Origin of the sequence: Rhodococcus sp. P1Y, assembly GCF_003641205.1 — a bacterium.
GTDB lineage: Bacteria > Actinomycetota > Actinomycetes > Mycobacteriales > Mycobacteriaceae > Rhodococcoides.
Genome location: NZ_CP032762.1, coordinates 1,493,218 through 1,514,763, shown reverse-complemented (window position 1 = coordinate 1,514,763; position 21,546 = coordinate 1,493,218). Strand labels below are relative to the sequence as shown.

The 21,546-nt window shown below is 63.2% G+C and carries 31 protein-coding genes and 1 pseudogene; 17 read left to right on the top strand and 15 right to left on the bottom strand.

Annotated elements, in window-relative coordinates:
* Positions 1-26: 26 nt before the first annotated feature.
* Complete coding sequence (locus D8W71_RS07170) at positions 27-1,385, bottom strand: MFS transporter (protein ID WP_121112220.1); 1,359 nt, start codon at positions 1,383-1,385, stop codon at positions 27-29.
* 49 nt (positions 1,386-1,434) lie between these two features.
* Positions 1,435-1,740 (bottom strand): hypothetical protein, encoded by a 306-nt coding sequence (locus D8W71_RS07165; protein WP_236077770.1) that lies wholly within the window; start codon positions 1,738-1,740, stop codon positions 1,435-1,437.
* A 76-nt stretch (positions 1,741-1,816) separates the two neighbouring features.
* On the opposite strand from D8W71_RS07165, the gene D8W71_RS07160 reads away from it, so the two are divergent.
* From D8W71_RS07160 to D8W71_RS07150, 3 genes are all read left to right on the top strand, one after another.
* Positions 1,817-2,467 (top strand): DUF5701 family protein, encoded by a 651-nt coding sequence (locus tag D8W71_RS07160; protein ID WP_121118747.1) that lies wholly within the window; start codon positions 1,817-1,819, stop codon positions 2,465-2,467.
* Between the two features lie 45 nt (positions 2,468-2,512).
* Positions 2,513-3,289 carry an endo alpha-1,4 polygalactosaminidase gene (locus D8W71_RS07155; RefSeq protein WP_236077769.1) on the top strand — a complete coding sequence of 259 codons (777 nt, stop codon included), beginning with the start codon at positions 2,513-2,515 and terminating at the stop codon, positions 3,287-3,289.
* 113 nt (positions 3,290-3,402) lie between these two features.
* Positions 3,403-3,984, top strand: coding sequence for a hypothetical protein (locus tag D8W71_RS07150; RefSeq protein WP_121112218.1), 582 nt, complete (start codon positions 3,403-3,405; stop codon positions 3,982-3,984).
* Positions 3,985-4,159: 175 nt separating this feature from the next.
* Here the strand turns inward: D8W71_RS07150 and D8W71_RS07145 are convergent, their stop codons facing one another.
* Entirely contained in the window at positions 4,160-4,765 is a 606-nt protein-coding gene (locus D8W71_RS07145; protein WP_201265284.1) for a TetR/AcrR family transcriptional regulator, read from the bottom strand.
* 79 nt (positions 4,766-4,844) lie between these two features.
* Between D8W71_RS07145 and D8W71_RS07140 the strand changes: the two genes are divergently transcribed.
* Positions 4,845-5,252 (top strand): RidA family protein, encoded by a 408-nt coding sequence (locus tag D8W71_RS07140; RefSeq protein WP_121112214.1) that lies wholly within the window; start codon positions 4,845-4,847, stop codon positions 5,250-5,252.
* 90 nt (positions 5,253-5,342) lie between these two features.
* On the opposite strand, the gene D8W71_RS07135 is transcribed toward D8W71_RS07140, so the two are convergent.
* Both D8W71_RS07135 and D8W71_RS07130 read right to left on the bottom strand, forming a co-directional pair.
* On the bottom strand, positions 5,343-5,690 hold the full coding sequence (locus D8W71_RS07135; protein WP_153275334.1) for a VOC family protein: 348 nt from the start codon (positions 5,688-5,690) through the stop codon (positions 5,343-5,345).
* Positions 5,691-5,733: 43 nt separating this feature from the next.
* On the bottom strand, positions 5,734-6,153 hold the full coding sequence (locus tag D8W71_RS07130; RefSeq protein ID WP_236077767.1) for a PaaI family thioesterase: 420 nt from the start codon (positions 6,151-6,153) through the stop codon (positions 5,734-5,736).
* Between the two features lie 54 nt (positions 6,154-6,207).
* Here D8W71_RS07130 and D8W71_RS07125 point away from each other — a divergent pair, with 54 nt between their 5' ends.
* Together D8W71_RS07125 and D8W71_RS07120 are read left to right on the top strand one after the other, a co-directional pair.
* Positions 6,208-6,807 carry a TetR/AcrR family transcriptional regulator gene (locus D8W71_RS07125; protein WP_121112210.1) on the top strand — a complete coding sequence of 200 codons (600 nt, stop codon included), beginning with the start codon at positions 6,208-6,210 and terminating at the stop codon, positions 6,805-6,807.
* Complete coding sequence (locus D8W71_RS07120) at positions 6,794-7,531, top strand: HD domain-containing protein (RefSeq protein ID WP_153275333.1); 738 nt, start codon at positions 6,794-6,796, stop codon at positions 7,529-7,531. Before D8W71_RS07125 ends, D8W71_RS07120 begins: the two co-directional genes overlap by 14 nt.
* Before the next feature lie 6 nt (positions 7,532-7,537).
* On the opposite strand, the gene D8W71_RS07115 is transcribed toward D8W71_RS07120, so the two are convergent.
* The 5 genes and pseudogenes from D8W71_RS07115 to D8W71_RS07095 form a co-directional block, all read right to left on the bottom strand.
* Positions 7,538-8,503 (bottom strand): glycine betaine ABC transporter substrate-binding protein, encoded by a 966-nt coding sequence (locus tag D8W71_RS07115; protein WP_121112206.1) that lies wholly within the window; start codon positions 8,501-8,503, stop codon positions 7,538-7,540.
* Positions 8,500-9,237: an ABC transporter permease gene (locus tag D8W71_RS07110; protein ID WP_121112204.1), complete on the bottom strand. Its 738-nt coding sequence runs from the start codon at positions 9,235-9,237 to the stop codon at positions 8,500-8,502. Before D8W71_RS07110 ends, D8W71_RS07115 begins: the two co-directional genes overlap by 4 nt.
* On the bottom strand, positions 9,234-10,433 hold the full coding sequence (locus D8W71_RS07105) for an ABC transporter ATP-binding protein (protein WP_121112202.1): 1,200 nt from the start codon (positions 10,431-10,433) through the stop codon (positions 9,234-9,236). Before D8W71_RS07105 ends, D8W71_RS07110 begins: the two co-directional genes overlap by 4 nt.
* Positions 10,430-11,076 (bottom strand): annotated as a pseudogene (locus D8W71_RS07100) (ABC transporter permease). The gene D8W71_RS07105 and the pseudogene D8W71_RS07100 overlap by 4 nt, the downstream one beginning before the upstream one ends.
* 229 nt (positions 11,077-11,305) lie before the next feature.
* A complete protein-coding gene (locus D8W71_RS07095) occupies positions 11,306-12,223 on the bottom strand; it encodes an NAD(P)/FAD-dependent oxidoreductase (RefSeq protein ID WP_121112200.1) in 918 nt (305 codons plus the stop codon).
* 68 nt (positions 12,224-12,291) lie between these two features.
* On the opposite strand from D8W71_RS07095, the gene D8W71_RS07090 reads away from it, so the two are divergent.
* Positions 12,292-12,771 carry a MarR family winged helix-turn-helix transcriptional regulator gene (locus D8W71_RS07090; protein ID WP_121112198.1) on the top strand — a complete coding sequence of 160 codons (480 nt, stop codon included), beginning with the start codon at positions 12,292-12,294 and terminating at the stop codon, positions 12,769-12,771.
* A gap of 178 nt (positions 12,772-12,949) precedes the next feature.
* Here the strand turns inward: D8W71_RS07090 and D8W71_RS27560 are convergent, their stop codons facing one another.
* Positions 12,950-13,486, bottom strand: a complete 537-nt coding sequence (locus tag D8W71_RS27560) for a hypothetical protein (RefSeq protein ID WP_121112196.1) — start codon at positions 13,484-13,486, stop codon at positions 12,950-12,952.
* A 278-nt stretch (positions 13,487-13,764) separates the two neighbouring features.
* On the opposite strand from D8W71_RS27560, the gene D8W71_RS07080 reads away from it, so the two are divergent.
* The 8 genes from D8W71_RS07080 (at position 13,765) to D8W71_RS07050 (ending at position 16,504) form a co-directional block, all read left to right on the top strand.
* Positions 13,765-14,148 carry an STAS domain-containing protein gene (locus D8W71_RS07080; protein WP_121112194.1) on the top strand — a complete coding sequence of 128 codons (384 nt, stop codon included), beginning with the start codon at positions 13,765-13,767 and terminating at the stop codon, positions 14,146-14,148.
* On the top strand, positions 14,145-14,279 hold the full coding sequence (locus tag D8W71_RS28165; protein ID WP_268959859.1) for a hypothetical protein: 135 nt from the start codon (positions 14,145-14,147) through the stop codon (positions 14,277-14,279). The genes D8W71_RS07080 and D8W71_RS28165 overlap by 4 nt, the downstream gene beginning before the upstream one ends.
* Positions 14,280-14,289: 10 nt before the next feature.
* Complete coding sequence (locus tag D8W71_RS07075; RefSeq protein WP_236077765.1) at positions 14,290-14,826, top strand: GNAT family N-acetyltransferase; 537 nt, start codon at positions 14,290-14,292, stop codon at positions 14,824-14,826.
* Positions 14,827-15,091: 265 nt separating this feature from the next.
* The gene (locus tag D8W71_RS07070) at positions 15,092-15,262 is read left to right on the top strand and encodes a CsbD family protein (RefSeq protein ID WP_121112193.1); all 171 of its coding nucleotides are present in this window, start codon (positions 15,092-15,094) and stop codon (positions 15,260-15,262) included.
* A 90-nt stretch (positions 15,263-15,352) separates the two neighbouring features.
* Positions 15,353-15,619, top strand: coding sequence for a lipopolysaccharide assembly protein LapA domain-containing protein (locus D8W71_RS07065; protein WP_121112191.1), 267 nt, complete (start codon positions 15,353-15,355; stop codon positions 15,617-15,619).
* A gap of 13 nt (positions 15,620-15,632) precedes the next feature.
* Positions 15,633-15,842 (top strand): hypothetical protein, encoded by a 210-nt coding sequence (locus D8W71_RS07060; RefSeq protein ID WP_121112189.1) that lies wholly within the window; start codon positions 15,633-15,635, stop codon positions 15,840-15,842.
* A 58-nt stretch (positions 15,843-15,900) separates the two neighbouring features.
* Positions 15,901-16,302: a hypothetical protein gene (locus D8W71_RS07055; RefSeq protein ID WP_121112187.1), complete on the top strand. Its 402-nt coding sequence runs from the start codon at positions 15,901-15,903 to the stop codon at positions 16,300-16,302.
* 1 nt (position 16,303) lies between these two features.
* A complete protein-coding gene (locus D8W71_RS07050) occupies positions 16,304-16,504 on the top strand; it encodes a helix-turn-helix transcriptional regulator (RefSeq protein ID WP_121112185.1) in 201 nt (66 codons plus the stop codon).
* Positions 16,505-16,615: 111 nt separating this feature from the next.
* Here the strand turns inward: D8W71_RS07050 and D8W71_RS07045 are convergent, their stop codons facing one another.
* Positions 16,616-17,011: a hypothetical protein gene (locus D8W71_RS07045; RefSeq protein ID WP_121112183.1), complete on the bottom strand. Its 396-nt coding sequence runs from the start codon at positions 17,009-17,011 to the stop codon at positions 16,616-16,618.
* Between the two features lie 25 nt (positions 17,012-17,036).
* Positions 17,037-17,276 carry a hypothetical protein gene (locus D8W71_RS07040; RefSeq protein ID WP_121112181.1) on the bottom strand — a complete coding sequence of 80 codons (240 nt, stop codon included), beginning with the start codon at positions 17,274-17,276 and terminating at the stop codon, positions 17,037-17,039.
* A 195-nt stretch (positions 17,277-17,471) separates the two neighbouring features.
* Between D8W71_RS07040 and D8W71_RS07035 the strand changes: the two genes are divergently transcribed.
* Both D8W71_RS07035 and D8W71_RS07030 read left to right on the top strand, forming a co-directional pair.
* The gene (locus D8W71_RS07035; protein ID WP_121112179.1) at positions 17,472-18,278 is read left to right on the top strand and encodes a transglutaminase-like domain-containing protein; all 807 of its coding nucleotides are present in this window, start codon (positions 17,472-17,474) and stop codon (positions 18,276-18,278) included.
* Between the two features lie 173 nt (positions 18,279-18,451).
* Entirely contained in the window at positions 18,452-18,769 is a 318-nt protein-coding gene (locus D8W71_RS07030; RefSeq protein ID WP_121112177.1) for a hypothetical protein, read from the top strand.
* Positions 18,770-18,803: 34 nt separating this feature from the next.
* Here the strand turns inward: D8W71_RS07030 and D8W71_RS07025 are convergent, their stop codons facing one another.
* Entirely contained in the window at positions 18,804-20,117 is a 1,314-nt protein-coding gene (locus tag D8W71_RS07025) for a PQQ-binding-like beta-propeller repeat protein (RefSeq protein ID WP_236077764.1), read from the bottom strand.
* Positions 20,114-21,493 carry a hypothetical protein gene (locus tag D8W71_RS07020; RefSeq protein ID WP_121112175.1) on the bottom strand — a complete coding sequence of 460 codons (1,380 nt, stop codon included), beginning with the start codon at positions 21,491-21,493 and terminating at the stop codon, positions 20,114-20,116. Before D8W71_RS07020 ends, D8W71_RS07025 begins: the two co-directional genes overlap by 4 nt.
* Positions 21,494-21,546: the final 53 nt, after the last annotated feature.

Below are 21,546 nucleotides of genomic sequence, written 5' to 3'. Positions count from 1 at the left end.
TCGAATGTGCATAGGGCCGAACGAGATCACTGATCGACCTTCGCCTCATCGGTGAGCGTGTCGAGCTGACGTCCCTTCGTTTCGGGTGCCGCGTAGGCCATCCACAGCACCGCGAGAACAACGAACGCCGTGACGATGGCGAAGGTCAACGGCAGGCCGAGTACCGGCCACATCACGGACCCGAACAGCAACGGAGCGAAGCCGGTAGCGACTCGGCTGACCGAGGAGGCATATCCGAAACCCGACGCCCGAAGAGGCGTCGGGTACAGCTCGGAGACGTAGCAGTACAGCACCGGGATGGATACCTGGATGACGAACCCGAACACGGCCAACCAGACGAGCGCGGAGGATCCGACGTCGAGCATCATCGCGAAAATCACCAACGCCGAACCCGCGAGCGGGCCGGATATTCCGATGACCCACTTCCTGCCCACCACCTCGACCAGATACGCCGAGAGCGCGACCCCGAGAATTCCGACGCCCGTCATCAGCGTCGTACCTGCAAATGCAGCGAAGTCGTCGTAACCTTCCCGCCGCAGGATCGAGGGCATCCAACTCAGAGCGGCGTAGTACAGCAGAAGGATCGACACGAAGAGCAGCCATGACGCGGAGGTGATCTTCGGGCTGTAACTCCACACCGACTGCAGTCCGGCGAACACCGAGCGCTGGACCGGGGTTTCGGCGACGATCGAATACTCCTGGGCGTCGACGCCGGTGCGGGCCACCATGTCGTCGATGACCGCACGGGCTTCCTCTTCTCGGCCGACCTTGGCGAGGTAGATCGGAGACTCGGGAATACCGCGTCGTACCCAGAACAGCAGCAACGCAGGCAGAATCATGAAGAGCAACATGATGCGCCAGCGGATGTCGCCGTCGATCGGGACCAGCAGAGTAGCGACGACGCCGCAGATCGTGGCACCGATGGGCCACCAGCCGTCCATGGCGGACAACACTTTTCCGCGGATCCGGCGGGGCGAGAATTCGCTGACGAGCGCGTAGTCCACCGGAATGCAGCCACCGAGTCCGAAGCCCGCGCAGAACCGTAGGAGTACGAAGATCTCGAAGTTCGGCGAGAACGCCCCGAGCACCGAGAACAACGCGAAGATCAGCAGGGTGATCGAGAATGCCCGCTTGCGGCCGAGGCGGTCCGCGATGGTTCCCCAGACCACGGCGCCGAGCGCCATGCCGATGAGGTTGCCGGTCGCGACGAGGCCACGCTCGGTTTGTGAGAGGTCCCAGTACGCCCCGAGCAGGGGTGTCAGGAATCCGTTGAGGGTCACGTCCCAGGCGTCGAACATGAAGCCGAGACCACCGATCACGAAAATACGACCCTGCACCCCCCACTTCCAGGGAAGCTCCTGCACGATCTGCTCACCGGTCTTCACCGATGCATCCTCTCACCTGTGCGGTGTCGACCCGAGGATGTCCCGCGGGTCACGGCAGCAGAGGCTTGAGCACTCGACTCGGCACCCAGTGCGTGACGGTCTCGCATCGGTCCTTGGACATGAGCTGGTAGGTGACGCGCCCGATCCAGTCGCCGTCGACGGTCATGGACCATTCGGTGAGGTCGCCCGGTACGACGGTGCGGACGTCGAAGCCTTCTGCCGTGAACGTTCCGCTGTGGTGCGGGGGCTGCGGATAGAGGATGGACAGGTCGATCAGGACCTTGACCGACGGCGTCAGGACCTTGAACGGTCGACGCCGCGGATCCACGCCGCCACCCGATCCGTTCACTCGCATTGTTCGACCATACGTTCGAATGCCAGCGGACTCAATCCAGCACTGGCGTACACTGTACGGTGACGAAAGGTTGGTCATGATGCATCCACTTCCACCGCTCGACAAACAAGCCGAGCGGTTGATCGAACTCGGCGTCCACACGCTTGCCGGACTCACGGAATCCCAGGTACGCGGCTTCGCCTCGGCCGAAGGCAACGACGGACTCCTGGTCCTGAGCAGCGCACGCCCATCAGAACTAGCGTTGCTGATGTCGTACTCGGGACACTCGGGATTCGTCGTCACCGACATGCCCGACGTCGACGAGTTCTCTCCCATCGAGTCCGCGGTGATTCCCGACGCCTCCGCCTACCTGGTCCACGACCTCACGCGCGGCGACGAGATGGAGAACTGGAGTCCCGACGAAGCCCTGCCCGCCATCGTGGGCGCGGGCCGCACACCGCTCACCGTGCTCGAGGGCATCCATTGGCTAATGCAGGTGCCGGAGGTTCTCGAACGCGGACATTGCTTCATGACGATCGGATCCAGGCTCCGCAAACCCACCGGCACACTCGACACGAGAACACCGGCGATCTGGATCAGCAACGGCACCGGCCGCGACGGCAAGGACAACCGAAACGCCCCCAAGGTCGGGTGGTGCTGGGCGGGTAACAGGCACACCTGGCTGGGCTTTGCGTCTGCGGCCGGACGTTGTGCGGCATCTGCGGCTTCGCCGCCCGTGCGTGCGTAGTTACGTCCCGCGGTAACTACGCACTCACGAGTAGATTCACAATTCGTGAGAATTATCGCCGCGGCATTCCTGGTGACCGCCGGGCTGGCAGCGTGCTCGGCCGAGGCCGAGGGGCCTGCTCTCCCGCCTGCGGAGGGTTCGTTCGACTACCAACTCGGAGGTTCTTACGACGGCGAATTTCGCACGGTCGCACGCGATTCGATGGACGAGCCTCTACCGGGCGCATACTCGATCTGCTACGTGAACGGGTTTCAGACCCAACCGGGTAGCGAGTGGGACGAGGCATTGCTGCTGCGCGACTCCGACGGCGGCCTCGTCGTCGACCCCGCGTGGCCCGACGAACACATTCTCGATACACGCTCTGCCGACAATCGTCGGGCGATCGTGGACGTGATCGGACAGTCGATAGATCTTTGTGCCACCAAGGGTTTCGACGCCGTCGAGATCGACAACCTCGACGCTTGGACTCGGTTCCCGGAGCTCGACGAGGATTCGACGCTGCAGGTGGCCTCGGCGTATGCCGATCGCGCACACGATGCGGGGATGGCCATTGCCCAGAAGAACGCACCCGACGGCGCTGAAAAGATCCGAAGCACAGTAGGATTCGACTTCGCAGTCACCGAGGAATGCGCGGCATTCGACGAGTGCGCCGCCTACACGGACGTCTACGGGTCGGCAGTACTGGACATCGAGTACACCGACGAACTCGCCGAGTCGTTCGAGAATCTGTGCGCACGTCACGACAGACCGAGTACGACGATCCTGCGCGACCGAGACCTCACGACACCCGAGGATGGGGACTACACATACGAGCAGTGCTGACCTGGCGGGACTGGTGACGTTTCCCAACGTTCCGGTACGCAACTCGACAACGCCGCACGAAACTGTGACTGTGGAGGGCGTCCCGCTCGCCCGAGGTTTGGAGAAGTACCCGCATGAAGTCCCCGCGTCGCTCGATCGTCGTTCTCGCTGCCGCCCTCACAGTGGGGCTCGCAGGATGCGGGTCGGACGACGGTTCGGAGGCAAGCGCCGACGAGGGAACCGGCGGTGGCGATCTCTGCGCCCAGCTGGAGGACATCTCGAAGTTCGAGATGGAGTCGCAGTCGTCCGCGGCGATCGACCCAGCCGACTGGCCTGGCATGCAGTCGGTCCTGAAGACCTACGGTGACGGATTGTCGGAACATTACGATCCCGCCATCGAGTCTGCCGACGCCGACATCTCGGCCGATCTCACCACCGTTCGCGACGCAAGCGCACAGGTCACCGGGCTGGTCACCGAATCCGCCACGTTCGAGGAGTACCAGCAGAAGACCGAGGCCACGATCGACGTCGAAGCCTTCACCGCTGCCCGTGACGCAAGCGCCCGGATCGACACGTACGCGCAGGCCAACTGCGAGTTCGCCAAGCAGGCGCAGCAGCAGGGCCAGGACCCGCAGCAGCAGGAAATCCCGCAGCAGGATCCGGCGGCTCAGGATCCCGCAGCCCAGGATCCGCAGCAGCAGCAGCCGGCCGGGTGATTTGGGCTCGCGGGTGACCGAATGACTCATTCGGTCACCCGCGGCCCCGCACGCGCGCGTTCCAGCCCACGCACCGGTTGCAACACACGCGCCCGCTGCAACCCGCGCGCCCGCCGCAACCCGCGCGCCCAGCACCCCACCGGAGCGAACGACTCATTCGGTCACCCGCGAAACACTAAATGCTCCAGCCGGATTTAACAGAACGGCGGCACCTCACAGGGTCGTCACCCGCCGCCACGAACAGTGCCGTCAGCATCGGAATTCCGTAGCCTAGGACTGCGTCGGGGAGCGGTCCGGTGGCGACGAGGGACACCAACCCATGCCCGACGATCCACGTCTGCGTCGCCAGATCGAGCGGGTCGACATCCGAACGAATTCGGCCCTGATCGCGGGCACGGCTTGCCGCGCCGACGAGGTGCTGCAACCCCGCGTCCGCCGCGACCGGATCTTCGAGATCGAAGGTTGCGTCGAACATGACCCGGTACAGGTCCGGACTCTCGAGCCCATTGAGCAGGTACGCAGAGCCGAGTGCTGAGAGGTCACGTATCGGGTCGGAGGTCTCCTCGACGAGCGCAAGCCTGGCAGAAAGTCTCGTGAACCCCTCCTGCCGCAGCGCTTTCCACAATCCCTCGAGCCCATCGAAGTAGGTGTAGACCGCCATCGTCGATACCGAGGTGCCCTTGACCAGAGCGCGCAACGTCACAGGCTCCCTGTCTGCCAACATTTGCGCAGCCCGTTCGATCAGTATCGAACGAATTCGAGGATCTTTGCTTCGTACCATGGCACAACAATACATAACGCTGTTATAGTTTGGCGTATGCCGCGGTAAGCGGCCTCTCCGAACGAAAGATGCCGTTCCAATGACAATCACCCTGCACAACCCCGATGGACTGCCCAAGCCCGATGTATACCGCCAGGTTTCCGTAGCCCAGGGTTCACGTTTGGTCTTTCTCGCCGGACAGGTCGCACGCGACGCGGACGGAAACAAGGTCGGCGAAGGCGACTTCGCGGCCCAGGTCGAGCAGGCGTACCTCAACGTAGCCACTGCCCTCGCTGCCGTCGGAGGATCGTTCGACGACGTCGCCAAATTGACTGTCTACGTGGTCGATTGGAACGAAGAGAAGATGCCGCTCCTCGGCGAAGGTGTCGCGCGCGCGGCCGAACGTCTCGGGGTCGACCCAGTCAAACCGATCACCCTCATCGGCGTGGTGGCACTCGGGGAGCCGGACATTCTCGTCGAAGTCGAGGCAACAGCCGTACTCGACTGATCGGCGTCTCGGAACGTCACTCGCAACGCCACGATCGAGCTGATGGAAGAGCGCAGTGGGCGGAGTGCTGTACGTCGGACGAACCACGGCTCACGCGCCGGACAGTTCCTCGACGAACGTGATCTTATTGCCCGCTGGATCTTTCACACCGAGTGTCTTGACGATGCCCGGGTACTCCACGATCTCACCCGCCTCGATCTTCGCCGCCGCCAGCAGTTCCGCATGCTGAACGAGATCTCCGACACCGATGACGACCGCCGTTCCGCCAGCTGGGGAGTCGACACAGACTTGGATCCACGCGTTTTCGGCGATCCGCCACTCAGCAGTGTCGTCCATCGGTTCGACGTCGGCAGGTCGACCGAACAGGGTTGTGTACCACGCCGTGGCTTCGTCGAAGTTCTCCACTGGAAGTACCGCTACCACGCTGTCCAGTTTCATCGCCGACCCCTCGTCCGATACCCGAAATTCGGACATTACCGCCTCAGCCCATCTGGTACGTCCCAATTCCGGTAGCGATCAACCGTTCGGAGCCGGTGGCAACGATGTCGACCGAGCACGTACTGAGCCGCCGACCCGCCCTCACTCGCGTGCCGACGATGTCGATGCTCTCGGCCTGTGCGGGTTCGACGAACTCCACCGCCATCGAAATCGTCACTCCGCGTAGCTTGTCCGGCACCCGTTCTCCGGACCAGGCTGCCGCCATGATCCCGATGTCGATGCAGCTGACCAGGGCGCCCCCGTGGACCATTTCGCCCACCGTCACCAGATCTGCCTTGAACGGCATCCGCAGTCTCGCCGAACCCTCCGATATTTCGACGAGCTCGATACCCATGTGCCGGACGAACGGCGAGCTCGGAAGGAACATCGTCATCGCTTCGCTGCCGGTGTTCGGTGCAGTCACGAGAACCCCTATCGGTCGTTGATTCTGTTATCGGAATTAGACTACGATATCTCCATGCCGATGAACACCCCCACCGATCGACGCAAACGCAAGACACACAACGCGGTTCTGGACGCAGCCGAGCGACTCTTCCTACGCGATGGCTACCGCGGCACCACGATCGACATGCTGGCGAAGGAGGCAGACGTTGCCGTCAGCTCGATCTACGCCAACTTCGCCGCAGGCAAAGCCGATGTCTACGCAGCTCTCGCCTGGCGGACCGCTTCGCTCCATCGAGAGGACATGCCCACTTCCGGTGCGATCGTCGACTCGCTGGACCGGTACGTCGCATTTCACCGCGACCACCCCCTCGCATTGCGGCTGCTCGGTCTTCATGATGTGGAGGCGTCGGAGTCCGACTCGATCGTCGAAGCGAAGGCCGCGATCGACAGCGTGCTGGGCGAGATCATCGACTCCATGATGTCCAGGGTCGCGGAAGTCGGCTGCGACACGGACCCACGGGCGCTCGTGCTGCACGCCTGGACCGCGATCAACGGTGCCGTGTCGCTGTACCAACGCAGAATGATCGACGCCGCAACGTTCGACACGATGCTGAAGATTTCCAGAGGCGATCTCGTCGGCCACCTGCGAGGTGATCACGATGCGGATCGGTGAACTCCATCGACGGCAACAACTCGGAGTTGTCGGCGCAGCGTTGGCGGGTCAAATCCGCTCCGCGCCAGCACTGTTCCGACAGCCCGCACATACCGCAAATCCCGCCGGCCGACCCACGCCCCCGGACTCGAGACTGTGCCGCGACGCCTTGGCCGAGGCGCACACTCTTCTGAGCTCGACAATCCTCGCTCACAGCCTTCGCTGCTGGGAGTTCGGAGTAGCTCTCGCAGAGCTCGACGGGCTACTGTTCGACCCCGAAAGTCTGTACGTCGCATGCCTGTTACATGACGCAGCCCTCGGGGCCGACCACGATCCACACATCGGATGCTTCGCCGCGCTCGGCGCTGTGCGCGCACGCGAGTTCGTCCTCCGGCACGACGGGCCCCCACCGATGGGCGACCGAATCCACGACGCCGTCGCACGACACATGGATGTCGCCACTCCGGTCGACGCGGGGACCGAGGCTGCCCTGCTTCACGACGCCGCACATCTCGACGTCGTCGGCGCCCGTTCTCACGAGCTGAGCCGGGAGGTTCTGACGCGAGTTCACACGGACCTGCCACGGGTCGGGTTCGCTTCCGACTTCTCCCGCGCTATGCGTATCGAATCACGCCTGCGCCCCAGGTCCATCGCCGCGACGATGTGGCGTGCCGGAATGCCCGCCGCGATTGCACTAAACCCGCTCGAGCGGCGTGCGCAAGGTACCGACCCTGTTCGGCGATAGCGACTGCTAGTCGACCAAACCTTCGCTCTGGAGCCATTCGTAGGCGACGTCGGAGGGGTCCTCACCCTCGATGTCGACCTTGCCGTTGAGTTCCTGCATCAGATCGTCAGTCAACCGCTCGGAGATGGTAGCGATCAGCGGCGCGATCTCAGGGTGCGCTTCCAGGACCGAGGCGCGAATGACGGCGGTGCCGCTGTACGGCAGGAAGTACTTCAGATCATCGTCGAGCACGGTGAGATCGAGGTTCTTGATACGTCCGTCGGTGGTGTACACCATGCCGAAGTTGCATGGTGAACTCTGTGCGGTCGAGGTGTACACGACGCCTGCGTCCATACGAGTCACCTGGTCACCCGGCACACCGTTCGGTCCGTTCAGCGGAATACCGTACTTCTCCAGCATCGGCCCGAATCCATCGGCACGAGAGAAGAACTCGTCGTCGACGCAGAAGGTGCGATCACCCTCCGGAAGAGCGGCGACGTCCGAGAGAGTCTTGACCCCGAGTCGCTCGGCTGTTCCCGACGCCGCCGCGAAGGCATAGGTGTCGTTGAAGTTGGCCGGTGGCAACCATTCGAGATCGTTGGTGCTGAGCTCGAGGTCGTGCACTTTCTGCCACAGCTCGTCGGGATCGGCGATCGTCTCGGTCTCGCCGTGGTAGTTGACCCAGCCCGTGCCGGTGTATTCCCACAGAATGTCGGCATCACCGTTGAGCTGCGCCTGCCGCGACGACGCAGAACCGGGCGCACCCGTCAGGTCGCTGACGTCGGCGCCCGCGGCAGCGAGGTAGGTAGCGGTGATCTTGCCGAGTAGAACACCCTCGGTGAAGCTCTTGGACGTCACGACGAGCGACGTTCCCTCTAGAGGCTTTTCGCCGTCGGGCAGGTTCGTCGCCTGAAAAGTGCCGGACGAGCTGACCAGACCGCAACCGGTAGCCAGGGCGGCGACGAGCGCTACGAATCCGAGCCGGCGGATCATGCCACTCCTCGTGGGGTTGCGAACAATTCGACGAGGCGTCCCAGCCAGTCGATCGTCAGAGCCAGAAGCGCCACCAGGATCGCGCCGGAGATGAGAAGTTTCGGCAGGAACAGCGTCACACCGGTGGTGATGAGCGTGCCCAGGCTGGTGGCGCCGATGAAGGTACTCAGTGTCGCGGTTCCGACGAGGATGACCAACGCCGTCCGAACACCGTTGAGAATCACCGGGACTGCGAGCGGAAGTTCCACTTGCACCAAGGTCCGCAGGCCGGAGAATCCGATACCGCGTGCCGCTTCGATGGTTCGCTTGTCCACCTGGTCGATACCTATGATCGTGTTCTGCAGAATCGGCAGGATGGCATAGACGACCAATCCGACCACCGCAGTGCGGAATCCGGTGCCCAGCCACATGGTCAGCAAGACGATCAGGCCGACGGCGGGCGCGGCTTGCCCGATGTTCGCAAAGTTGATCACCACACCTTTGAACGGCCTGGCTTTCTGCCGCGTCAGCAGGATTCCGAGCGGGATCGCAATGACGACGACGAAGACGGTAGCCGTGAGCGTCAACGTGATGTGGTCGAGGATGGTCGTCTGCAGCGTGCTCCAGCCGAGCGACGCTTCCTCCGTCGGCGTCAACGTCGTCGAGCGATACCAGAGGAAGTATCCGACACCGAAGATCACGATGAGCAACGGCTCGAAATAGACGTCGATCGGTGTGCGGCGCAGTCGATTCATGTGGCCGAGCCCTCCGCGTGCGCGGTGTAGGACACGTGTCCATCGCCTGCGCGGGCCTCGCCCAGCTGGCTGCGGACGACGGACATGACAGTCTTGATGGTGAGCGACCCGGTGACCACTCCACGGCCGTCGGTCACGACCACGCCACCCTGGCTGGCGGCCAACATGATGTCGAGTGCGTCGTTGAGCGTCGACGACGGTGCGACGACGGGAAGCCGTGGGTCGATGTAGTCCGTCACACGGTCCTTCGTCGCGACCTCGTCGAGGGAAGGCCACGATCGGGGTTTTCCGTGCTCGTCGACGACGACGATCCACGTCACGCCTGCGGCTTTCGCTCGGGCGATGACTTCCTGCGACGAATCGCCGACACGAGCCGTGACGACGGATTCGTGCTCGACGTCCTTGACCCGGGAGAGGGTGAGGTGGGCGAGTGTTGCGCCGGAACCGATGAATTCCTCGACGAACGGAGTCGCCGGTTTCGCGAGAATTTCCTCGGGTGTGGCGTACTGCTCGATCTTGCCGCCCTCGGACAGGATGAGCACCTTGTCGCCGAGCTTGGTGGCCTCTTCGAAATCGTGCGTGACGATGACGATGGTCTTGGCGACCTCGTGCTGGATGGCGATGAGACTGTCCTGCAGTCGTACTCGCGTGATCGGGTCGACGGCGCTGAACGGCTCGTCCATGAGCAGAACGGGCGGGTCGGCGGCGAGCGCACGAGCCACTCCGACGCGTTGCTGCTGGCCGCCGGACATGTCCTTGGGCAAGCGGTCGCGGAAGGTGTCCGCGTCGAGTCCGACGAGGTCGAGTAGGTATTCGGTGCGCTCGGCGATGCGTTCCTTGTCCCACCCGAGGACGCGCGGGATTGCGCCGATGTTCTTGGCGACGGACCAGTGCGGAAATAGTCCGCCTGCCTGGATCACGTAGCCGATCGACTGTCGCAACTTGTCCGGGTCTTCGCCGGTGACGTCGCGGTCACCGATGAAGAGCCTGCCCTCGGTCGGTTCGATCAGGCGGTTGATCATCTTGAGCGTCGTCGTCTTACCGCAGCCGGAAGGTCCGACGAACGCGACGATGTGGCCGGCCTCGATCTCGAGGTCGATCTTCTGGACCGCAGGCTTTGCCTGCCCCTTGTATTGCTTGACGACGCCGTCGAGCCGAATCGATGCACCGCTGACGGTGCGTTCGGTGTCGGTCATGACAATCCCTTCGATATGGTGAGGCGCCCGAGCAGGACGAGCAATGCGTCGAACACCAGCGCGATGACGACGATGAGAACGGTTCCGGTCACTGCCATTTCGACGGAATTGGTCCCGCCGAGACGCGAGAGTCCATTGAAGATCAAGGAGCCGAGACCTGGTCCGAGGACGTAGGCGACGATGGCTGCGACTCCCACCACCATTTGCGTCGATACGCGGATGCCGGTGAGGATGACCGGCCACGCCATCGGCAGTGACACCGACAGCAGAATTCGTCTGCGGGACAGGCCGATTCCCTTGGCCGACTCGATCACCGATTCGGGTACCGAGCGGAGTCCGACGATGGCGTTCCCGATCACCGGCATGGCCGCGAAGAACGCGAGCATGATGAACGACGGAACCACACCGAGCCCGAACGGGACGATGAGGAGGGCGAGGAGCGCCAGGGATGGGATGGTCAATGCCACACGACTGGTGGTCAGTGTCAGCGACGAAAACAACGGAAGGCGATGTACCGCGACCGCGACGAGTACGGCGACCAGAGTTCCGACCAGTACCGTCTGAAATGCAAGTGACGCATGCTGATACGTCAGGAACGAGAGAAACTCCCCCCCCGCCCCTGAAGGTAATTCCACAGGTCCACGAATTCTCCCTTTGTGCGGCCGCGTACTCCACCGAAGACAGTGCTGCCGGCTTCCAATTCGGGGACGTTACCGGTATTTCCCCGGGAGTTCAGGGTTTTAGGAGATCGATGAGCCTGCGTGACCCACAGCAATACATCGGGCTTGGAGTACGCTCACCTGCGGCTATTCCAGCTCGAATCAGGTTCGTCGCGGGCGCACCACCATTAAAAATCAGCTCGAGCAAAATTCTTACAAAGCCGCAACGATGTCCTGCTCGAGAAGGTGATGGTTGATTGCAATGGCGGCCCGGGATCCGGCGCCTGCTGCATCGACGATCTGGGCAGGCGAGCTCGACACGTTCCCCGCAGCCCACACCCCGGCGACGCTGGTTCCGCCGACGGCATCGGTGACGATCCAGCCCGACTCGTCCGTCGACGCGCCTACCTCGATCAGCAACTGATTCTGCGGGACGAACTGCGGCCCGACGAACAATGCCGCCCGCTGCACGGTTCGGCCGTCGTCGAGCACGACCGTCAACCCATCCCCCTCGCTGTCGTCGACACGCTGGACGCTGCCCTCAGCGATGTAGACGCCCCGGGCGAGGAGTCGACGCCGTTCTTGCGGATCGAGCCGAATGCCGTTCGGGAAGAAGACGACATTCTCCGACCACTGCCGAACCAGTGACGCTTGATGGATGCTGTACGGCCGATTGTCACCGCCGAGCACGCCGATGGGCTGGTCCCGTACCTCGTGACCGTGACAGTAGGGACAGTGGAGAACGCTGCGGCCCCATAGCTCCGCCGCACCTGGCACCGCTGGGAGCTCGTCTCGAAGTCCGGTTGCGACCAACACGCTGCGCGCCGACACGGCAATTCCGTCGTCGCATCGAACCGTAAAGGCCACATCCGACGGGTCGACCGAGATCGACTGCACGCGTCCCCGCTCGATCTTTGCGCCGTAGCCGAGAACTTCACGACGCCCGATCTCGAGAAACTCCGAGGTCCCCATCCCGTCTCGGGTGAGGAATCCGTGCAGATGAGTCGCGTTCGCGTTGCGAGGACTCCGCGAATCGATCACCAGAACCGTTCGCCGGGCGCGAGACAGCACGAGCGCCGCGCTCAGTCCTGCGGCACCCCCGCCGACGATCACCACGTCGCATTCCGTCATTGAGCCTCCCCCATGTTCGACTAATGTGACCGTAGCAAATTGTTAACTGGTTAACAAAGGGACGACCGATGACATCGAACTTGAGAACGACGACGATCGAGGCATGGCGCGCCGACAATCCAGGTCTCGATACGTCGGCGATGACACTCGTCGCACTGGTCAAGGAGGTCAGCGAGGCCCTGCGTCGGGTTGTCGACGACGTCTACGAGGAATCACCCCTCTCACCCGCAGATATGGAACTCCTCGTCCCACTCCGGTACGACACTGCGGGCACGACGGCGATCCGGCTGGCCGAGCGTCTCGGAATGTCGCGTGCCGGCGTGAGCAAGACGCTGTCGCGCCTCGAATCCCGCAAAATTATCTACCGTGAGGAAAACCTGCAGGACAAACGATCCGCGCTGGTGCGCCTCACTACTTACGGCGAAACCGTCGTCGACGATTTATTTCCGCGTGAGTTACGCGCTCACGCAGCGATTCTCGCGCGTCTCGGCGAGGACAGGGACCGCGTCACGACGGCTCTCGAGCTCTTGGCTCGGGCATTCCGCTGACTTCAGGCGGTCCACGGGCATTTCGCAACGTCCCGACGAGCCAAAGCGACTGCACGACGGGTTTTTTCGGTCTTAGCCGCCCCTGCGTCGGTATCGATTGACACACCGGGCGATTCGTATACTTCGACGCCATGCGACGGTTCGACAGGGCAGTCTGCAGGACGTCCGTCGGGTACCGTTATCCACACCGAGCGGTTCGGTTCGCCCTGTCGATGAACCTCCGCCTCGAACAACGGACTTCACGACGCAACACTGACACGACGGATTGGGGGGACATGCCGAATCGGCCGAGTGGATCCCAATGGCGTCCTCGTGCAGCGTTTCTGCTGGCCGTAGCCTCGATCAGCCTGCTGACGGCATGCACAGCGGGCACGGATAACGCGGAACCATCGCCGACGCCGACGTCCACCTCAAGCGCAACATCCAGCCCGGCGACGACCACCCCGCCCACGACGGTGGAGACGCCGCCGCTCGTGCCGCCGAGCATCGTCGCGTCCGTGCAGGCACCCTCCACATACGAGGAACCGGCCGCCCCCCAGCAGATTTTCGTCGAGCCTGCGGATCCTCCGACCTTTGCACCCGTACCGCGGCAGGTTCCCGATGAGCCGGCGCCGCCTCCGCCGCCGCCGAGTGCCATCGATTCGCGCGGATTTCCGCTCGGTACGACATGCGGCCCGGTGTCGTGCACTTCGCCCGACGGTTTGACCTTCGTCAATCCGGACGCAGTCCCGAATCTCGAGAGCCAGGGGTTCGATCTCTGCGATCACACCTACTGCCCGCCTCCCGGTTTTCAACTTCCCTCGACGGGCAGTGGCGCAGGCCGGTAACACCGCGTTTCACGATGCCCGATGAGCATCCGCGCTGACACCGAGGGCCCGTTATCGATCTGTTACCAGGTGGATATCTCACCGTGATGGATCTCGAAATGGCGATGTGACCTTCTCCTGACAAAGTTCATGTCAAGCACGAACTTCCGACGCGAAGGGCCGAACCATGATCACCGCGACCAACCCTTTGTCCATCGACTCCTTTGCTCTGCCTCCTGAACTCACGAGCCGGTTCACGATCGAGACCGAGTCCTACTCGGCCGAGTTCGCCATACTTCGCGTCGCCGGCGATCTGGACATCACCGCTCGCGCCGAGCTGGTCGACAGCCTCGACCAGCTCGTGGGGCGCGGCTCCGACGTGCTCGTCGACCTTTCCGGAGTGTCGTTCATGTACTCCGGCGCCGCCAACGCCGTTATCGACGCCGCATCCGCCAGCACCGCCGACGTTCGCATCTTCGCGCCGACGCGTCCGGTCCGGATGATCCTCGACGTTCTCGGAGCAGGGTCGCTCCTGGTCGACAGCGGCTTCGACAGGAGGGCCGCGGTATGACGATGCAGGACCAGTCTCAGTCCGGCTCCACCGTCGGCGACGACGGGAACGACGACACGGCGTCGCAAAACTACTCCACCTCTTCGTTCCTCCAGATGTTCCTCGAAGCTCGTCCTCCGCGCGCCGAGTAGGGTATCGGGCGTGACGACGCCTGCCTGGACGAAGCAGACTGCACGACTTTCCCTTCGCACGGTCGCCGTCGGTGACGAGAAGGAGATGTTGGAGTACTACTCCGATCCCGAGGTGTGCCGCTATCTTCTGCACGGCCCGTGGACGGCGGACGACGCACGCAAGAACGTCGAAATCCGAAGTGGGCGAACCAATCTCGACGACGGTGATCTCAACGCAGTCGTGCTGCTGGACGGGCGAATCATCGGCAATCTGTCGGCTCACTTCGTCAACGAAACCAATCACACCGTCGAGCTGGGGTGGACGTTCTCACCGCGCTTTCACGGTTACGGCTACGCCACCGAAGCGGCCACGGCATTCATAGAGACAGTGTTCGAGTTGCCGCGTGTGCACCGCGCAATCGCGCAGATGGACGCGCGCAACGACTCGTCGGCCAGGCTCGCCGAACGGCTCGGTATGCGCCGGGAGGGCCACTTTCTGCAGGATTGGTGGAACAAGGACGCCTGGTCGGACACTTTTCTGTACGCCCTCCTGCGCGACGAGCGCTGACTCGAGCACCCCGCCGGACCGAACGACTCATTCGGTCACCTACGAGCCCGTACGCGCGCGTTCCAGCCCAAGCACCGGTTGCAACCCGCGCACTCGCTGAAACCCGTGCACCGAGCACCCCGCGGATCGAATGACTCATTCGGTCACCCCGCCCGGAACCAAACGATGTGCCCCACATCACAATCCGCCGACGTTTGCTTTCTCCGTCGAGAACCGACTAACTATCTGCAACTTACAATCACACTCAACGGAGAGGTGTAGCGACATGAGCTTCATCGACAAGGCAAAGAACGCAGCAGAAGACGCACTCGGCAAGGCCAAAGAGGTCGTCGGCGATGTCACCGACAACAAGGACCTCAAGGCAGAGGGCAAGACGGACCAGGGCTCCGCAGGCGTCAAGAAGGTCGGAGAGAACATCAAGGACACCTTCAAGTAGTCCGTCTCTTCACGCTGTTGGGGCCGCTGATCCACGGATCAGCGGCCCCGACGGCCCCCGTACTCGTTCACTCATCGACAAGGACCACCAATGACCGCCACCGATCCCACCACTACTCGCCCGGCACCCCGTCGTAAGGGTGGTGTCTTTTCCAAGTTCGCACTGGTGATTGCGCTCGTGCTCGTAGTTGCACTCGTGATCTTCGTACTCCAGAACACCGTGCACACGCGCATCAACTTCATCGGCTGGAACTTCGATCTGGCTCAGGGCGTCTGGTTGCTCGGTGCCGCGGTCGTCGGATCCATCATCACGCTGGCTGTGAGCGCTGCAGTGCGCGTTCGCCGCGCAGTGCGCTGAGAGAGGATCTCCAATGCTTCCACTTCTGGCCCGCAAGTACCTGTATCGCTACCTCATCGTCGCGATCGGCCTGCCCATCCTCGCCCGACTTCTCGTTCTCGGTGGGCTCACCATCGAAAAGCGTTCGGGCAAGCCAAATATCATTTCGAAGGCATTGAAGAAGGGCGGCGCGTTTGCACAGCGTCGCGCGGACAAGTCCGCTGGAAAGAACAAGAAGAAGTAGCACAGTCCTGATGTATAGTCCGCTATACGTATAGTGTTCTATACATCAGGAGGAGCGCATGACTGTTCGACGCATTCTGGCCGGCGCGGTTGCGCTGGCCACCAGCCTTGTCATCGGTGTACTGGCTTTTCTGCTGTCACCGGTCGCACCCGCGATATCCGGGGTGGTGTTCGCACTGTGCGCCTTGCCCGTCGGAATCGGCCTCGGCTGGGTCGTGTTCGTCGCTCCCGCAACTACCGCGGACATCACCGAGGACGATGTCGAATCTCGTTGGCTGAACTCTGCTTTGAGTGGAACGGCCACCGATCTCGTTGTCGTCATGGGTCTGTCACTCACCGCGGTGTCCATCACCCGAGTCGATCTCTCCCCGACTCTGTTGCTGACCTCACTACTCGTCGTGGCTTTCGGGTCGTGCACACTCCGCTACGCGCTCCAGCGGTACCGAACCCTGTCTGCGTGACGTGAAGAACGACGTACGACGCCGACGCCTCCAATTGGGTTGGTCTCAAGCGGAACTGGCGGATCGCATCGGAGTGACGCGATTGACGGTCATCTCGCTCGAGAAGGAGCGCTACGATCCCAGTCTTCCGGTCGCCTTTCGCCTGGCGACGGCATTCGATTGCGCCATCGAAGATATTTTCATGCCGGACGAGTCCGCCTGACGTGCGGCTCCGCCGCCTGTGAGTGCGTAGTTACCGCCCGACGTAATTACCCGCTCACGGCCGTGGACCTGCTCGGTGAGTGCGTAGTTACCGCCCGACGTAACTACGCACTCACGGGCGGAGTCGCCTCGCCACCGAATCGACCGAACCGATAACCAGCACGATGCCGATCAGACCGAGCACGAGATAGGCCTGCGGCGCCCAGATGTCGAGCACCAGGTACTGCCACAGTGCCCAGCCGATCGCCGTCGCGCCGACCACGCCTGCAACGAGCAGTGAGCCGGACACGTCGACGATCACGGCAGCGGCCACCACGAGCGGAGCGATCCCCAGTGCCACGAGCACGAATGCGCCGGCGTATCGGTAGTCCCAGGTGTGCCATGCGGGCAGCATGTCCACGCTGAGCCCGAGGGTGCCGCCGTTGGGGTCGGAGACCAGCGCGATGCCGTTGAACAGTCCCGACGCACCCAGGATGAGCAACACGGCAGCAGTGACGAACTTCTTCACCGCTTCACCATGCTGCGGACAGCCTTTATTGCAGAGTCCATAGGGTCTCGTCGACCACGTGCGGTCGACGGGCGTATTCGAGCATGCGATCGCGTCGGGCATGGTCTTCGTCCACGACGGAGTCGAGTGCTGCCTGCAATCGGTCCTGATAGACGTTGACGGGACACCCGAAGTGCAAGAAAACCTCCGACGGCGCCGGCCCTCCGTACGGATCCCATCTCTGCGCGAACGCCACAATCTCTGCATCCGAGAACGAGCTGGCCATCGCACCCCCTTCACATGTCGACCCCGAGCCGTCTCTCAAGTTAGACGACCGAATCCAACTTGTCAGTATGATTCTGCGCCCAGGTGCTCCCGGCAGGGGATGTGACGCAGTCGCAGATTGGACGTTCGCGGCCCGGGGTACTTGCGCGATGTTCGCCGTGCCGGTCGACATTCAAGCCGAAACCCAGGAGATCCAGTGCTCAAACGTGACGTGTCCGCGCGCCTCGACGTCGACATCACCGCCCCCACCACCCTCGAATTCCAGATCGCCATCGCGCCGCACCCGGGTACCACCGTGACGGAATCGCTCAGCTTTCTCCTCGACGGCAACCCGATTCAGGCCAAGGAAGTCAGCGGCGCCCACGGCAACCGCATCCATGTGTTCCCGGCGGATGCCGGAAACCTGCAGGTCGCCTACGACGCAACCGTCCTCGGCAACACGACACCTGCGCCCGTCACCGACTACGACATGTCGCTCTACCTCCGCCCCAGCCGCTACGCCGAGGCCGACAAGTTCTACGGCTTCGCGGCCACCGAGTTCGGCGACTACGCGGACTCCGAGGAGCTGCTCGAGCGCATCTCGTCGTGGGTCGGCGCGCGCTTGAACTACGTGCCGGGCAGCAGCGATCCCATCGACGGCGCGACCGACACCCTGCTCGCCGGCGCTGGTGTGTGCCGTGACTACTCGCACCTGGTGGTCGCGATGCTGCGTGCAGTGAACGTGCCGGCTCGCCTCGTCGCGGTCTACGCACCGGGCTGCGATCCGATGGACTTCCACGCCGTCGCCGAGGCTTTCGTCGGGGGAACGTGGCGAGTGGTCGACGCCACCTGCTTGGCTCCGCGTTCGACGCTGGTCCGCATCGCGACCGGCCGCGACGCCGCCGACACCGCGTTCCTCGACAACCACAAGGGTGCGATCACGCTCAACAGCTCGGTCGTCACCGCCGTCGTCGACGGAGAACTACCCACCGACGACATCACCGAGCTCGTCTCCCTCACCTGACCTCCGCCGAGATCGAGGTTGTGCACCGAATTCGCCCGAAAGCAGTGCACAACTTCGATCTCGACGAACCAGGAGCGCAGCGGGTCCGGACGACGAAATCTACCCCCACGTTGTGCGCGTATCGGGTGGTTCAGCGCACAACGCGGGGGTAAATTCGCCTCAGGAGGTCGTCCATGAGCTCACCGATCGATGATTTGTTGCATCACTGCCGCTCGCTCGGGCTCACCGCAGATGTCGGCACCATGTTCCGAAGCCCCGCACTCCGGTGTGAGGGCAAGGTGTTCGCCTTCGTCGGTCACAACGACACGTTGATCGTCAAACTTCCCCACGATCGCATCGCCGAACTCGACGCCGACGGCCTAGGACATCAGGTGACGATGGGCGAGCGCACGATGCGGGAATGGGCCGAGGTGCCCGCCGGTCCGGCACCCGAACTATGGAACGACCTGACCGTCGAGGCCTACCGTTTCGTGAGCTCCCTGGTCAGCTGAGGACGACCGATACCCTTCTTTACTTGTCCATGACTCAGCGAACGAGATTGAGCCGCGTCTCGTTGACGACGACGACACCGTCGCGGACGCCGAGGAGTGCGACCTGCTCGGACCGGCCCCGAGTATTACCGAGCAGACCTTCGATCGACACCGATGCCCGACGCGCACCTGTGGCGGGATCGATCGACACGATGTCGCTCATCCACCCCCTCACCCAGACCTCGCCGTCGTACAGGACGTCCGGGGTATCGAGCAGTGGCTCGGTGTCCTCCGGCCACGCGGGCTCACCGGTGTGCAGGTCGAGCGCTGGGGCGTCACCAGCCAGAACGACGTCGCCGACGATCGCGATGTCGCTCGAGATTCCGTACCGGTCTCCCGACCAGAGCTCACGACCAGACACCGGGTCGAATGCTCTGCCGTTCAACACGATCGGATCTTGTGGATCGGTCGGAGCGTCGATCAACGTTTGTTGCCACGCCTCCGCGTCGACCGTCGCGAGGACCTTGCCTTCTGCATCGACCACGTCAGTGCGATATTCGAACAGGTCACTGCAGTGCCGACCGAGCACCAGATGCACTTGGTCTCCGCGCACGGATTGCGCTCGCACACAGTCGGGTAAACCGAACGTCGACAGAATCTCGCCGGTCTCGGGATCGAACACCGTTGTCGACGACAAGAACTTCGTGACGCCGACGCCTCCGACGAACTCGATCATGTCGCCGTACGTGTCCATCCCGAAATAGGCGTCCTCCATCGTCAGTGACCATCGCGAATCGGGCGCGTCGAGTGTTCCGCGGTGGATTCTCGTCGAAGTACCGTCGACCTCGCCCTCCATCACATAGATGTCGGTGCCGTCGGTGCTGACGCTGTAGATGTTCCATTCGGTGGGATGACGGGCAATCTCGCCATCGGTTGTGTCCACCGTGACGATGTCGCTTCCACTGCGGCACAACAACAGTCCATCGAGGAGAGACGTCGAACAGCTTTCCACGCCGTCAGCGGACGAGGTCCATCGCACGTCACCTGTCGCCGCGTCGAACCCGACCAGCTCGGACTGCTCGAACTCCCTGGTCTCCTGGTTCGTCAGACCGACCTTGGCGACGAGGACGTCACCTGCATCGACGACGCCACCCTTCACGTCACCGAATCGCGCGCCCACCGGATCCTCGAAGGTAGCGAACTCGTTGCCGAGCACATCGCTCGCGGCGAGGGTCCACACCGCACCGGGGGACGTGGGGGTCGGCTGTGCACCGGGCTCCGCCTCCCGTGGCGCCGTGCTCACCAATATCACCGCCGCGCCGACGCTTACCGCAGCCGCCACCGCTGTCACCACCAGGCGTGTGTTCACAGAATGTCCAGCCCGTCGGTCATGGCGATAGTGCGCAGGGTGTCCACACCGAGCGGTTCGTCCGGGTTCTCGGCGTGCGACCGCACTTCCACCTGCGTACCCGATGGATAGGTCACGATGACCGATCGTCGCATTCCCCCGGTTGGACCTCCCTCCGCCGCAGGCGAATACGAGTATTTCGACTCTTCCACCTGCATCACGGCTCCACCGTCGAGCATCTCCGTCTCGAGCGGGCGGCCCGGATAGGCAGGGTCGTACACGCTCGGCACAGTGGGTAGCGCCTGGCCGCCGCGGATCGAGATGGATACGTCCGCGCCCGTGCCCAGCACGTCGGCACGGGTGCACACCACTCCGGTTTCGAAGTCCGCCAGCATCAACGTGCCCAACTTGGGTTCGAACCGCTGGCCGACGTCGACCCCGTCCAGTGCACTGTTCAATGCCGCTGCCGACGCGGCGTCGATCGTCTGATCGCCCGAGAAGTAGCCGAACGAGTTGTCGCATCCACCAACAGGTTCGGGGGTATCAGCTGGCACTGCGGCGGTCACCCTCAGCTCCGGCAGCGCCGCTATGGCTTTCAACTCGTCGACGGTGAGGACGGTGTCTCGTTCACCGGTGTTGGTCGACTGAAATCCCGTGGCATCGGAGGACGTCGCGGAGATCTGCGAACCGTCGGGAGCGTAGGCGACGACAGACCGGAAAGTGGTTCTGTCAGGCCCGAATTCGTACCAGGACTCGTTGGCATCCATGACGGTTCCGTCGGCGGCCCTCGAACGTTCGGTCACCGAACCGGCGACGCACGGAGGAACGACCCCGTCTCCCTGAGACACCGAAACGGCTAGCTGGCCCAGGGAGTCGCCGCGCCCCACTTCACCCGATGCGGATGCAAAGCCCTGCGGCAGCGGCTCTCCCGGCTCTGTCGACGCCATCGGGATCGGTTGGAATGTCAACGATTCTCGGTGGCTGCCGAAGAGCACGTCGACGCCGTCCGGCAGCGCGTCCGCCACAGCCCTCGTCATCATTACCGATCGCGGACCCGAGTACCACGGGTACTGCGGATTGTCGTAGACGTCCTCACTGGTGAACGATGCCGACAATGTCGCGCTCTCCACGGACGGCGGCTCCACGACGTCGCACCCGGGAATGGTCGTCGGGAATGCCACCTCCGGCGTTCGGTAGGTCGTGTCCACCGGCTCGGGCTCCGGCGAAGGCTCGGGCTCGGATTGGGGCGTCGACTCAGCGGCGACGGCGGCCGTGGGTGCGTCCGCCGGCGACACCCTCTCCACGATGGCCGCCACGCACACTCCGATCGCGACGATGGACACGATCGTCAGGGCATCGGCCCATACTCCAGCTCGACGAGGACTTAGTTCGCGCACCGAAACAACATACCGTTACCCCCGGATCACTCCAGCGTCTGTGAATCCGCTGC

Bases quoted from the DNA above. Each gene is read 5' to 3' on its own strand.
- D8W71_RS28165 (WP_268959859.1), top strand. From the start codon at position 14,145: ATGACGATGCAGGACCAGTCTCAGTCCGGCTCCACCGTCGGCGACGAC.
- D8W71_RS07140 (WP_121112214.1), top strand. From the start codon at position 4,845: ATGACAATCACCCTGCACAACCCCGATGGACTGCCCAAGCCCGATGTA.
- D8W71_RS07125 (WP_121112210.1), top strand. From the start codon at position 6,208: ATGCCGATGAACACCCCCACCGATCGACGCAAACGCAAGACACACAAC.
- D8W71_RS07150 (WP_121112218.1), top strand. From the start codon at position 3,403: ATGAAGTCCCCGCGTCGCTCGATCGTCGTTCTCGCTGCCGCCCTCACA.
- D8W71_RS07105 (WP_121112202.1), bottom strand. From the start codon at position 10,433: ATGACCGACACCGAACGCACCGTCAGCGGTGCATCGATTCGGCTCGAC.
- D8W71_RS07030 (WP_121112177.1), top strand. From the start codon at position 18,452: ATGAGCTCACCGATCGATGATTTGTTGCATCACTGCCGCTCGCTCGGG.
- D8W71_RS07160 (WP_121118747.1), top strand. From the start codon at position 1,817: ATGATGCATCCACTTCCACCGCTCGACAAACAAGCCGAGCGGTTGATC.
- D8W71_RS07120 (WP_153275333.1), top strand. From the start codon at position 6,794: ATGCGGATCGGTGAACTCCATCGACGGCAACAACTCGGAGTTGTCGGC.
- D8W71_RS07145 (WP_201265284.1), bottom strand. From the start codon at position 4,765: ATGGTACGAAGCAAAGATCCTCGAATTCGTTCGATACTGATCGAACGG.
- D8W71_RS07110 (WP_121112204.1), bottom strand. From the start codon at position 9,237: ATGAATCGACTGCGCCGCACACCGATCGACGTCTATTTCGAGCCGTTG.
- D8W71_RS07090 (WP_121112198.1), top strand. From the start codon at position 12,292: ATGACATCGAACTTGAGAACGACGACGATCGAGGCATGGCGCGCCGAC.
- D8W71_RS07040 (WP_121112181.1), bottom strand. From the start codon at position 17,276: ATGGCCAGCTCGTTCTCGGATGCAGAGATTGTGGCGTTCGCGCAGAGA.
- D8W71_RS07080 (WP_121112194.1), top strand. From the start codon at position 13,765: ATGATCACCGCGACCAACCCTTTGTCCATCGACTCCTTTGCTCTGCCT.
- D8W71_RS07055 (WP_121112187.1), top strand. From the start codon at position 15,901: ATGACTGTTCGACGCATTCTGGCCGGCGCGGTTGCGCTGGCCACCAGC.
- D8W71_RS07165 (WP_236077770.1), bottom strand. From the start codon at position 1,740: ATGCGAGTGAACGGATCGGGTGGCGGCGTGGATCCGCGGCGTCGACCG.
- D8W71_RS07115 (WP_121112206.1), bottom strand. From the start codon at position 8,503: ATGATCCGCCGGCTCGGATTCGTAGCGCTCGTCGCCGCCCTGGCTACC.
- D8W71_RS07095 (WP_121112200.1), bottom strand. From the start codon at position 12,223: ATGACGGAATGCGACGTGGTGATCGTCGGCGGGGGTGCCGCAGGACTG.
- D8W71_RS07060 (WP_121112189.1), top strand. From the start codon at position 15,633: ATGCTTCCACTTCTGGCCCGCAAGTACCTGTATCGCTACCTCATCGTC.
- D8W71_RS07065 (WP_121112191.1), top strand. From the start codon at position 15,353: ATGACCGCCACCGATCCCACCACTACTCGCCCGGCACCCCGTCGTAAG.
- D8W71_RS07070 (WP_121112193.1), top strand. From the start codon at position 15,092: ATGAGCTTCATCGACAAGGCAAAGAACGCAGCAGAAGACGCACTCGGC.
- D8W71_RS07135 (WP_153275334.1), bottom strand. From the start codon at position 5,690: ATGAAACTGGACAGCGTGGTAGCGGTACTTCCAGTGGAGAACTTCGAC.